General features: G+C 43.0%; 9 protein-coding genes. 7 read left to right on the forward strand and 2 right to left on the reverse strand.

Annotated features, from left to right (window positions below):
• Window positions 1-162: 162 nt before the first annotated feature.
• From F0227_RS08570 to F0227_RS08600, 7 genes are all read left to right on the forward strand, one after another.
• Window positions 163-1,962, forward strand: coding sequence for a protein-disulfide reductase DsbD (locus tag F0227_RS08570; RefSeq protein WP_171752778.1), 1,800 nt, complete (start codon window positions 163-165; stop codon window positions 1,960-1,962).
• 189 nt (window positions 1,963-2,151) lie between these two features.
• Window positions 2,152-2,787, forward strand: coding sequence for a response regulator transcription factor (locus tag F0227_RS08575; protein WP_171752779.1), 636 nt, complete (start codon window positions 2,152-2,154; stop codon window positions 2,785-2,787).
• A gap of 188 nt (window positions 2,788-2,975) precedes the next feature.
• Window positions 2,976-3,242 carry a DUF4212 domain-containing protein gene (locus tag F0227_RS08580; protein ID WP_171752780.1) on the forward strand — a complete coding sequence of 89 codons (267 nt, stop codon included), beginning with the start codon at window positions 2,976-2,978 and terminating at the stop codon, window positions 3,240-3,242.
• A gap of 12 nt (window positions 3,243-3,254) precedes the next feature.
• On the forward strand, window positions 3,255-4,958 hold the full coding sequence (locus F0227_RS08585; protein WP_171752781.1) for a sodium:solute symporter family protein: 1,704 nt from the start codon (window positions 3,255-3,257) through the stop codon (window positions 4,956-4,958).
• Between the two features lie 331 nt (window positions 4,959-5,289).
• Window positions 5,290-6,372, forward strand: coding sequence for an OmpA family protein (locus tag F0227_RS08590; RefSeq protein ID WP_171752782.1), 1,083 nt, complete (start codon window positions 5,290-5,292; stop codon window positions 6,370-6,372).
• Window positions 6,373-6,441: 69 nt separating this feature from the next.
• Window positions 6,442-7,461: a hypothetical protein gene (locus F0227_RS08595; protein ID WP_171752783.1), complete on the forward strand. Its 1,020-nt coding sequence runs from the start codon at window positions 6,442-6,444 to the stop codon at window positions 7,459-7,461.
• A gap of 129 nt (window positions 7,462-7,590) precedes the next feature.
• Window positions 7,591-7,740 (forward strand): hypothetical protein, encoded by a 150-nt coding sequence (locus F0227_RS08600; protein ID WP_171752784.1) that lies wholly within the window; start codon window positions 7,591-7,593, stop codon window positions 7,738-7,740.
• Between the two features lie 25 nt (window positions 7,741-7,765).
• Here the strand turns inward: F0227_RS08600 and F0227_RS08605 are convergent, their stop codons facing one another.
• Together F0227_RS08605 and F0227_RS08610 are read right to left on the reverse strand one after the other, a co-directional pair.
• Window positions 7,766-11,197, reverse strand: a complete 3,432-nt coding sequence (locus F0227_RS08605) for a PAS domain-containing hybrid sensor histidine kinase/response regulator (RefSeq protein WP_171752785.1) — start codon at window positions 11,195-11,197, stop codon at window positions 7,766-7,768.
• A 238-nt stretch (window positions 11,198-11,435) separates the two neighbouring features.
• On the reverse strand, window positions 11,436-12,602 hold the full coding sequence (locus F0227_RS08610) for a 3-phenylpropionate MFS transporter (RefSeq protein WP_171752786.1): 1,167 nt from the start codon (window positions 12,600-12,602) through the stop codon (window positions 11,436-11,438).
• Window positions 12,603-12,679: the final 77 nt, after the last annotated feature.

Genomic DNA, 12,679 nt, shown 5'->3' on the forward strand with positions numbered 1-12,679 from the left:
CACCGTAGCAAAACGCTGCACTTAACTCATAGTCGATTAAGCTGCACCAATAACTCGCCATATATTGGGTATAAAATTTGATTAAATAACGATAAGATGAAACTAATTGTTTGGATCATCGGTCTGATGTTTCATAAGTAATAATTGGGTTTACTACATTTTATGCGCGCATTTTTATCCATTGTATTTATTAGCCTGCTTTCGATCTCTTTCTCCTCTTTTGCCTTATTTGGCAAAAACGATCAACAGAGCGCAGTTTCTTCATTTGATAATGGCAACAGTCGTTTTGTTACTGTTAATGAGGCATTCCCTTTCTCCTCCAATCAGGTAAATAGTACCGTTTACTTAAATTGGGATGTAAAACCAGAGTATTATCTGTATCAGCATCAATTCTCCGTTAGCATCGAAAACGGCACGATTGGATCTCTTGTTCAGCCACAAGGAAAGCCGTATAAAGATCAATTTTTTGGCTCGGTTCAAATTTACACCGAGCCGCTCACCATACAAGTACCGGTTACCAGTATTAATGATAAAGCGCGACTTATAGTTAAGTACCAAGGCTGTGCAAAAGCAGGGTTCTGCTATCCCCCAGAAACGCGTTTAATAGAGGTAAATCCTCTCTCCGCAAGCGACGCCTCCGTGGCTTCATCAGCGGAGCAAACTAGCGCAGCGAGTAACAACACCGTTCAGCAAAACACCTTATCTGACAATCAAGATTCGTTACTTGCCGGACAGCTAGCGGACAACTGGTGGACACCATTACTTTTTCTTGCTCTGGGTATTGGACTGGCGTTTACACCTTGCGTGTTCCCTATGTATCCAATATTGACTGGTATCGTTCTTGGTAATGGCAAATTATCGCAATCTAGAGCGTTAAGCTTATCCTTTGTTTATGTACAGGGGATGGCTTTAACCTATACCTTACTTGGTTTAGTTGTTGCCTCTGCCGGATTACAATTTCAGGCGGCGTTGCAGCACCCTTACGTGCTCATTGGCCTAAGTATCATGTTTATACTATTGGCACTTTCTATGTTTGGTGCGTATACCTTGCAACTGCCCTCCGCCATTCAAACCTGGTTAAACAATCAAAGTAACAAACAGCAAGGTGGCAATATTGGCGGGGTGTTCTTAATGGGCGCCATCTCAGGCTTAGTCTGTTCACCTTGCACTACTGCACCACTTTCTGGCGCCTTGCTTTATGTCGCACAAAGTGGCGACCTACTAACGGGAGGAGTCGCTCTTTATGCACTAGGCCTAGGTATGGGTATTCCACTGATCACCGTTGCCGTATTCGGTAATAAATTGCTACCTAAAGCGGGGGCATGGATGGACAGGGTAAAAATCCTATTTGGCTTTATATTGCTCGCCGCCCCTATTTACTTACTAGAACGTATTATTCCAGCACAGTGGGCTGTCACACTATGGGGGCTACTAGGTATTTTTGCCTTTGGTTGGCTATACCATTTAAAAAACAGCCTAGAGTTTGCTGGCTGGAAACAGAGTTTATTAGGTATTGTCGCTATGTTAGGCATTTTAGCCTCTGCACTCCCCGTTTATAATCAATGGAGTGGCAACCACTCATCTGATGCCTATCAACCTACCATTAGCTTTACTCGAATCGCATCGGTAGAAGAGCTGGAACAGCAACTTGTTCTGGCCAACAAAGCCAACAAACCTGTGATGCTCGACTTTTATGCCGATTGGTGTGTGGCATGTAAAGAGTTTGAAAAATACACCTTTCACACGCCCGAAGTTGAAGAGAAGCTAAAAGGCTATATCTTGCTGCAAGCAGATGTCACCAAAAACAGTCCGGCAGACATTGCACTGTTTAAACGTTTAAAAGTGATGGGGCTACCAACCATCGATTTTTGGGACGCTGATGGTAATTATCAGTCTCGATCTCGATTGACTGGTTTTATGGAAGCGGAACCATTTATAGAGCACCTAAATAAACAAAATTAAATGATGCTAGGGAATTTCTATACCCTAGCCTTGTTTATTTGCAAATGACGCTTCAATACGCAACTAAAATCAGATAAAAGTCGATACTGTTCAGAAATTTAAGCTAGAGTTATTGTCCAAAATACCAAAGCGTACAATACTTGCTTTGTTAACTGAATATTTACTAAATAATAAAGAGTGTATAACGTCATGGATTCGACCTACACAATTATCATCGCTGATGATCATCCATTATTCCGCAACGCGCTATTTCAGTCAGTTCATATGGCGATAAGTGGCGCAAATCTATTGGAAGCGGATTCTCTTGATGCCCTACTACAACTACTCAATAAAGAAGCGGAACCCGATCTATTACTGCTTGATTTAAAAATGCCCGGAGCCAACGGCATGTCAGGTTTAATTCAACTCCGCGCAGAATACCCAGACCTACCGATTGTGGTGATTTCCGCCAATGAAGAACCCAGTGTTGTTGCACAGGTAAAACTTCACGGTGCTTTCGGTTTTATTCCCAAATCCAGTGACATGCGAGCATTAGTTAGCGCGTTGAACCAAGTGCTAAATGGTGACCCCTTCTTCCCTGAAGAGCTGCTAAAAAACAGCCATGTTAATACTGACTTATCTGAAAAAATTGCCTCGTTAACACCGCAGCAATATCGTGTGCTTGGCATGTTGTCCGACGGGCTGCTCAATAAGCAAATTGCGTATGAGTTAAATGTCTCTGAAGCCACCATAAAAGCGCATATGACCGCCATATTCCGTAAGCTAGGAGTCCAAAACAGGACTCAAGCTGTGATCCTTCTACAACAACTTGAACCAGAAGGTTAGACCTTCGGCTAAGTTAACATCTTATTAACAAGGTCATTTTCTAACTCACCCTTCATAAACGCCCATATATTGGGCGTTTATCTATTTTAGCCCCCGACTAAAGTTGCACTGAGATATTCTAATAAGGCTGCTAATCTAAATTCCGTAACAGTTTATTAACACCAATAACACAACGGAAGGAGAAGGCCATGGCATTCGAATCATCGAATCACGCTCAAGCCTACTGGAAGGAAAACTTGACCATCATGGGGTCGCTACTTGCAATCTGGTTCTTAGTCTCTTATGGCGCAGGAATTTTGTTTGTAGATGCTCTGAACTTAATTCAATTTGGCGGCTTTAAACTAGGTTTCTGGTTTGCTCAACAAGGTTCAATATATACCTTTGTGGCGCTGATTTTTGTTTATGTTGCGCGAATGAATTCGCTCGATAAAAAATACAACGTACAGGAAGACTAAGAGGCTTTGGAAATGGATATTCAAACTTGGACCTTTATTTTAGTCGGTATTACATTTGCGCTATATATCGGCATCGCAATTTGGGCTCGCGCAGGCTCTACAAGTGAATTCTATGTAGCTGGCGGTGGTGTACACCCTGTCGCGAACGGAATGGCAACCGCAGCAGACTGGATGTCAGCAGCTTCATTTATTTCAATGGCAGGTATCATCTCGTTTATCGGTTATGACGGTGGTGTATATCTTATGGGTTGGACAGGTGGCTACGTATTGTTGGCACTATGTTTAGCTCCGTACCTACGTAAATTCGGTAAGTTTACCGTGCCTGATTTTATCGGGGATCGTTACTACTCACGTACAGCGCGTATGGTAGCCGTTTTCTGTGCCATCTTCGTCTCATTTACTTATGTAGCTGGACAGATGCGTGGTGTGGGCGTGGTATTTGCTCGATTCCTAGAAGTTGATATCAATATGGGTATCATCATAGGTATGGGTGTGGTTTTCTTCTACGCTGTATTAGGTGGAATGAAAGGCATTACTTATACTCAGGTTGCTCAGTACTGCGTACTTATCTTCGCATTCATGGTTCCAGCAATCTTTACTTCACTGATGATGACAGGTTCACCGGTTCCGCAACTTGGCTTCGGTTCAACCATGGCAGGCAGCGATGTCTATCTACTGGATAAACTGGATGGCTTAACGCAAGAGCTTGGCTTTACCGCCTACACCGACGGCTCCAAGAGTATGGTTGACGTATTCTTTATCTGTGCGGCTCTAATGGTTGGTACTGCGGGTCTTCCTCACGTAATCATCCGTTTCTTTACGGTACCAAAAGTATCTGATGCGCGTATCTCTGCGGGTTGGGCTCTAGTATTCATCTCAATTCTATATACTACTGCTCCTGCCGTTGCTGCATTCGCTCGTGTAAATATGATTGATACCATTAACGGTCCAGACATGAAAGGTGTTGCCGCAGCAGAAGCACCAAGCTGGTACAAAAACTGGGAAAGCACAGGTCTGGTAGCATGGGAAGATAAGAATGGCGACGGTAAAATGTTCTATTCTGGTGACTCTCGTAACGAAATGAAGATCAACCGAGATATCATTGTATTGGCATCCCCTGAGCTTGCTCAACTTCCAAACTGGGTTGTTGCACTGCTAGCAGCGGGTGGCTTAGCGGCTGCATTGTCTACCGCGGCAGGTCTGCTCTTGGTCATCTCAACCTCCATTTCGCATGACTTGTTGAAGAAAGGCTTTAGGCCCAACATGACGGATAAACAGGAACTGCTCGCCGCACGTTTAGCCGCCTTCTTTGCCATTGTTTGTGCGGGCTACTTAGGTATTAACCCTCCAGGGTTCGTAGCACAGGTGGTTGCATTCGCCTTCGGACTAGCTGCATCGTCCTTCTTCCCTGCAATTATCCTAGGTATCTTCTATAAGAAGATGAACAAAGAAGGGGCAATTGCCGGTATGCTTTCTGGTATCGCATTCACAGCGGCTTACATTATTTACTTTAAGTTTGTAAACCCTGCTGCGAATACACCAGACAACTGGATGTTTGGCATCAGCCCTGAAGGGATTGGTACACTAGGTATGTGTGTTAACTTCGTTGTATCAATTGTAGTGAACAAGTTTACTGCAGAAGTTCCAGCAGACGTACAAGAGATGGTTGAGTCAATTCGTTACCCTAAAGGCTCTGGCGCAGCGCACGATCATTAATTATCGAAGGATTTAACATCCAAGATAACTCAAAGAGCAAGCTAACTTAGCTTGCTCTTTTTTATTTCCTCTCTCAATATAAAATACCATTTAACCTGAGTCCACCTACCCTTCTTTCAGAAAATACCTATATCATTTTTAGTCACAAAATAACCTATTAATCTAAAATAATGAATCAGAAATGATTTAACCCTTACCTATAAAAAACCTCTCTTTTTACAAGTAAAACCCTAAATATAAAATTTTAAACAAAGAAGAATTTTCCTATTTATTAGTTTTAAAAGAAGTGTGACTCTTACCCAAAAATAAATAACACCATAGGATTTAATAGATGAGCATCAAGCCTATTTTTAGTCACCCTTTATCTATAAAAATTAATTTATCCCCACCCAAAAGATCCACTGCTAAAATAATCACATTTATAGCAACGCTATTTCATATCACTGGTTACACTAGCGAAGGATTAAACAATGACACAGTAACCATGGTTCCCTTTATTGGTATACAAGGGGAATATAATCTTCCAGAAGATAAAAGTTATAATAGTAAAGAACCAGAAACGTTTGGTTATGGCATTTTGTTTGGCATTCAATTTAATCAAGCCATGAGCTGGGATCTAACCTACAACTTCGACACCCAATATTCCACCAAGGATACCAACGTTGATATCAATGCGGTCATATGGCAAACCGGTGTAAGGTACGACTACTACCTCAACAATCAATTCAGCCTATATGGCAGATTAGCAGCCAGTTACTGGGCTGTAGAAAAAACCTTTTCTACAACCAGAGTGAAACAATCAAACAGCGGGCTTTCTCCTACAATCGAAATGGGCTTTGGATATGATCCGAAACCCAATTTATCCTTATACTCCGGCTATCAACTAATCAGTGGTATTGGAGGAGACAGTACCGGCTCTTATGATGACCATAGTTTACTGATAGGGGCAAAATATCGCTTTGCTAACAATAATCTCACCGCTAAAAAAACATCCGTTAAAAAAGAAGAAAATGAGCGCGTCGAGCCCAACATTAAAATCGTTAAAAGTCGTGATAACTTTGTTTTCCTCCAATTAGACTCTAATAATTTTTCCAGCAACAGTGCAAAGCTAAGTTACCGTAGCTTATCTAAACTCGATGAACTGATTTTATTCCTTAAAAAATACCCTAACTCAACAGTTAGAATAGTGGGTCACACGGACTCAACTGGCTCCTACAGTCACAATATGAACCTGTCGTTGAAACGAGCCAAATCAGTCTCGTATGTATTATTAAACAGAGGAATAGAAAAAAGCAGAATAAAAGTAATTGGTCGAGGTGAAGAACAACCCATCGCCTCAAATTTCACCTCTGAAGGACGAGCGCAAAATAGAAGAGTCGACATTATCATTCCAAACTTTAATAACCAACAATAAGACATAATTAATAAAAATACACTTATACATCCACATCTTTTAAATGCTTTTAATATTTAGGTCTTCCCAATGAAAATATATTCATTTGTAACGCTATTGATTAGCTCACTCTTTATTATTACTGGCTGTAATAATGAAGATGCGTTTTCCAATCCTAATAATTCCGCCTCAGAAATTACAGCCCCTCCACCCGTCGTTCGCCCCCCAGCAACAGCAAACTTACATAGCTTAACTATCGTGCCGCATGATTACGGCACTGTCGTGACATCCCCTCAAGAAATGTTTGTCAACTCATCACTAAGATTAAAAGTAATCGGTGCATTTGATGACGGGCTTGATTACGACCTAACGAATAAAGTCACGATAAGCAGTAGTAACAATACCGTTGCGTCCGTCACTGGCAACTTAGTACAAGGAATGGCATCAGGATCCGTACAACTATTTGCAGACTCTATTGAGCATACCGGCATAAGAAGTCCAGCATATGACCTAAACGTTCTAGGTAGCAGTGATGCAGGCACTATCAATGCTGGTGTTTGTGGTAGCCAAATAAATGATAACAACTTGACCAATGCTAAAGATGGCTGCATGAAACTCATCAGCGATGATCGCGGAAACTGGTTTACCTCAAATCCAAGTATAGTATTTATTAATGCACAAGCTGGTTTTACCCCAGTTCACAGTTCAGATCCCGCGGTCCCACGCCCATATAAAACTTATTCAGGAGAAGATAGTGAAATTGGCTATACCCCAGCAGGATTAACGAACTTTGCCCGATTCTTCCAGGGTTATCCTGACAATTTTGACGGAGGACAATATGAGCTATGGTGTAATTATCTGAATGAAATAGAGTTCGCAGGAAAAAAGAACTGGGATAGAGTAACAGCACCCGAACTTGCCAATTTAGTCTCCTACAGAGGCGCGTTACGAGCCAACTATGGTTGGCCAGCGGAAAACCACTACCACACCAAAACTGTAGCACCAATTACTGGTGCAATCGCGGTAAAAGTCAACGGAGTTCTAAATGAAAAAGTGATAACAACAGGCAGACCCTACTATGCCAGTTGCACTTCTCGCGGCAACAACTAAAGACTCTTAGTCACAAAAAACAGAGAGAATAGCAAGGTTAGCATTGGAGTCACAACACGCTCGAATGCTACCTCTTCTTTAGGTGTGGCTTTGATTGTCTAACCCTAACTGATCCATGGTAATAATAAGATGATAAAACTTGTTTTGGTTCTGTTTCTATTTCTAGTGGTATTTATCGATCTAGTACTGATTGAATCTCAATTTACCTACGATAATAAACAGCAGCGACTTAAGCTCAGTAATATAGAGCTTATCTCTAATGGTTATGTTTCCTTTTGACGCTAGATTCTACACACCATAAGAATCAACTCACTCGATTCAACACCGCTCGTAGTTTTAACGGTTTGACAGGTTTGGCAATAAAGCTAAACCCATTAGATTTGATGGCGCTTAACATATCTTCTGTTCTATCGGCACTGATAATAACCCCTTCAAAGTTATCTCCTAACCTTAAACGACACTGTTGTAACACCTCTAATCCAGTTCGGTCATAATCCAGTCGATAATCAGAGAAAATAACATCAGGAATCCACTCATGCTCAAGTATCTTCATGCTCTCAACCAGATCTTGAGCGGTTTTTACCTCACAACCCCAGCGTTCTAACAAGTTACGCATTCCAAGTAGGATATCCAGCTCGTTATCTACACAGAGCACTTTTACATGTTGCAATGGTGGGCTAACAGGTTGAGGAGTGACCTCCAGTAACTCTGGTAACGCGCTACCACGAGATAAGGTGATAGAAAATACCGTCCCCTCTTCTGGCCATGAACGTAATCCAATCTGATGTTCTAATACTCGCGCTATCCCTCTAGATATTGCCAAGCCTATCCCCAATCCCTGTGACACATGGCTTGGATCTCCCCGGGTAAATTCTTCAAAAATTTCGGTCTGCTTTTCTGGAACGATCCCCTTGCCGTTATCCCATACCTCGATTCTAACGTCACCATTCACACGTCTCGCCCCGAGCAATACTTTTCCTCTCGGGTTATAACGAAACGCATTAGTTAAAAAGTTTTGCAGCACCCGCCGGAGTAACTTGGCATCAGAATTAACGATCAGTTTGGAGGGCACCATGTGAAAATCGATCTGCTGCTGCTTTGCCAGTGCGCTAAATTCTGCATTGAGATTATGCAATACTTCATCAATTGAAAAATTCTTAATATTGGTTTCAAGCTTTCCTGACTCTAGACGGGAGATATCAAGCAGATCACCAATCAACTCTTCAGCCGCGCCAAGTGCGCTTTCAATATGGCCTGACAGCTTCTTAGTTTCTGATTCCTTTGCGGTTTCAGAGAGTGATGAGGCAAAAAGACGTGCTGCGTTTAATGGCTGCATAAGATCATGGCTCACCGCGGCAAGAAAACGGGTTTTAGACTGTGACTCTGTATTGGCGTTTTGAGTAGCAGAAACCAACCTTTTGTTCAGCTCTTCCAACTCTTTCGTTCGCTCTAAAACTCTACTTTCTAAATTCTCATTGGCTTCTTTTAATGCCTTCTCTGCCTGACGGAATACCGTGATATCGGTAAAGCTCATAACAAAGCCACCACCAGGCATCGGATTACCTTGCACCTCAATAACCCGTCCATCAGGATAGGTTCGGGAAGAAGTATGCTGAGTGCCACACTCTAAGTGATAGACCCTTTTTCTTACATGTTCTTCAGGATCACCGGGGCCACACAAACCTTGCTCAGCATTGTGCCTAATCACGTCAGCTATCGGTCGTCCGACTTGTACTAGACCCGCCGGAAATTCAAACATTTCAAGATACCTTTGGTTCCAAGCAACCATTCTCAACTGCTTGTCCACCACGGTAATACCTTGGCTAATATGCTCAATCGCCCCTTGTAGCAGACCCCGACTAAAGTCATACAGTTCGGATGCTTCATCCACTATGGTTGCCACTTCTTCCAACTGCATGTTTTTACCCTTCAATGCAGAAGTAAGTACCAACTTCGCAGATGAGGCACCAAACACACCAGCGAGCAATCGTTCTGTATGACGAATTAACCCAGAAGAAGCTTGCTGATTAGGAAGCAGTGTTTTGTTTTGCTGACGCCAAAAATTATTAAATGATAAGCGCGCTCTGGGTCGACCTACAAAACGAGATGCCAGCATTTCTAGCTCAGCCACAGTGACTCGACTTTGATAGAGACTGACATTTTCACTTTCAGGTAATGGGGTACCTACAAATGCTGCCGACTGTAAGCGTTCACTTAAACTGGCTCTAGTAACCAGAGAAATGGCGATGTAGCAGAACGCATTAATGAGCAGGCTTAGCGCCATTCCCCAATCAGAATCGGTTAACAACCAGCTGGCTAACAGTTCTGGTGGCTGTATCAACCACAACAATAAATTACTGCCAGAGTCCCCCGCTAGCATATCAGTCTGGCTCATCAAGGTAACAAGCCAGATGGTAAAGCCAGCTAACAGACCAACATAAACCCCTTTTTTATTTCCTAGTCTCCAGTACATTCCACCAATCAATGACGGGGCAAACTGTGCAATTGCAGCAAAAGAGAGCAAGCCAATAACCGATAATGATCGAATGCTATCCAGCGCCATGTAAAAACCCCAAGCACCAAATAAGATAAGTAATATTAATGCTCGACGAATATTAAGTAGTAAACCGGAAAAGTGGAGATGGGTTCGCTGAGAAAGGCGCATCCGACGTAGCAGAAGAGGTAAAACAAGATCATTAGAGACCATTATGGCCAATGCGATGGTGGAAACAATCACCATACCACTCGCCGCCGATGTGCCACCTAAAAAGGCCAATAACGCAATATCGTCAGCGCCAAATGCCAAAGGCAAACTGATCACATAGGTGTCTGCCGGACTACCAGATAACAAGCTCTGTCCAACCCATGATATAGGCAGAACAAATAACCCCATCATAATCAAGTAAGCTGGAAACACCTTTCTCGCAACATGCAGGTCTTGCGCTCTCTCATTCTCCACCACCATAGTGTGGAACTGCCTTGGCAAACAGATGATCGCGGCCATGGTTAACAGGGTATGAATAACCAATCCCGGTATATTTGGCGACTGATAACTTTCAATCGCCATATCAATCAACTTAATCTCTGAACGGCTTATCGCAAGGTAAACAATGAATAACCCCACCACCAAAAACGCCATAAGTTTAACAATTGACTCAAACGCAACAGCCATCATCATGCCTCGATGATGCTCAGTGTTATCAATGTGTCGCGTGCCAAACAACATGGTAAAGACCGCCAAAGCCCCAACCACAAACCATGATATATGACTGTCTTGATAACCCAATTGGCTATTCAAATCCGGGGCGAGGATATCAAGCCCCATGGTAATACCCCTAAGCTGAAGGGCGATGTAAGGTAAAATTCCGACGACAGCAATAAGGGTCACAGTGACGGCTAACCCTTGGGATTTCCCATATCTGGCGGCAATAAAGTCAGCAATAGAGGTGATATGTTCACGCTTAGCAATAAGAATTAGCCGCGCCAGTATCCGCCAGCCAAAAGCGAACACAATTATCGGGGCGATATAAATGGGTAAAAAAGACCATGGGTTGCTACTGGCTTGCCCCACGGTGCCGTAAAATGTCCAAGAGGTACAATAGACGGCAATGGAAAGGCTATAAATCCAAGGGCGCCAATTAGACAACCACTTGGTTTGCCTATCTCCGTACCAAGCAATAAGAAACAGAATCCCGAGATAAGTAAGCGTAACGGGAACAACCAGCCAACCTTGCATTTATATATCCTTATATAAAAAACCGAGCTATTGGAATCTCGCCAGTTAGTGTATACCCAAAATGTTTCAAGTTGCAGCAAGGCTGACGTTAAATGAGATCCTTAAAACAGAGAAATTTAATACAGGTCAGTTTAGAAAAGAGAATATCAGGCAGGAGAGAGTGACCTAAAAAAAGCATAGGAAGTCAGACAACATTCACCATGCTTTAATCATCATTGCTATTTTGCAGACATAAGCGCTAACTCGACATTTTCGCTTCGGTCAAAGAGCTGTTTTTCTCCACCTTGACAAATAGAGCCATCACCCCCATTGCCGCCATGCCCCAAAAAACATTGGCACCATATAACTCATATCCCCAGCCGGTTAATGCCGTCATTAAGGCGGTAAACGCGCCCATTGGAATAGCATTATAGAGGGCTTGAAGTGGCACAACCTCGCTCTCTTTTGCCCGCTGAATATATTGAATCGCAGCGATATGCGCCGCAGCAAAAGTCACACCATGCAGCATCTGTACGAAAGCCAGCACCCACAACTCGGTCGTTAATGCCGTCAGGCTCCATCGGACGATCACACCTACTGAGGCTATCAAAAATAACGTACGTAAACTCAAACCAGCGAACAAGCGCTTACTGGTGGCAAACACGGTAATTTCTGCGATAACACCAAGGCTCCATAAATAGCCAATAATGCTTTCTGCGTGCCCTGCGCCTTTCCAGTAGATCGAACTGAAACTGTAATAAGCCGCATGACTACCGTGCAACAAAGAAAGCAGAACAATAAATCTCAACACTTCTTTATCAGCAAGTAGAGCCATTAATTTTGGTCGTTCACTGCTCTCTTCATCGGTCGTAATTGGTGCTGGTGTCGGCGTTCTCATCGCCAAGAGCAGACCGACTGCAGTACCAGCCAATGCCGTATGCACAATCATATCTGTGCCATAGAGAGAAACCAGATAACCCACTACGGTGGAGCCGGCTATAAAGGCAATTGACCCCCATAAGCGCGTCCGACCGTAATCGAGCATCTTCATCTTGGAGTAGTAGTTAGCCATTGCATCAGACAGCGGAATTGCAGGACCACAACAAGCATTAAATAGAATGGTGGCTAATGCCATCAGCCAGAAATTTCCACCGGTAAAAAAATGGAACCAGATAAAGATTACCGACAAAAAGCTTAGCCAACGAATCGCGGGAAGCAGATACTCTACCTTATGTAATCTTGGTGTTAGCACTAGGTTGGCAACGCAACGGGCGCCAAACGCTATCCCCATAAGTAGGCCAATATCTCCCGCTGATACACCTTGGTCTTCAAACCAAAGCGCCCAAAACGGAATATACACCCCATAGGCAAAAAAGAAGCCAATAAAGTACTGTGAAATCCAGCCATAAGGGGTCGGAGAGAACATAATAAACCTGAACTTTGAGATAAGAATTGTCGCGCATATTATGCAGTGCTTATCTCTCGCAAAAAAGGAAATTGTTG

The sequence above is a fragment of the Vibrio sp. 99-8-1 genome (genome assembly GCF_013114595.1).
In the GTDB taxonomy this organism is placed as follows: Bacteria; Pseudomonadota; Gammaproteobacteria; order Enterobacterales; family Vibrionaceae; genus Vibrio.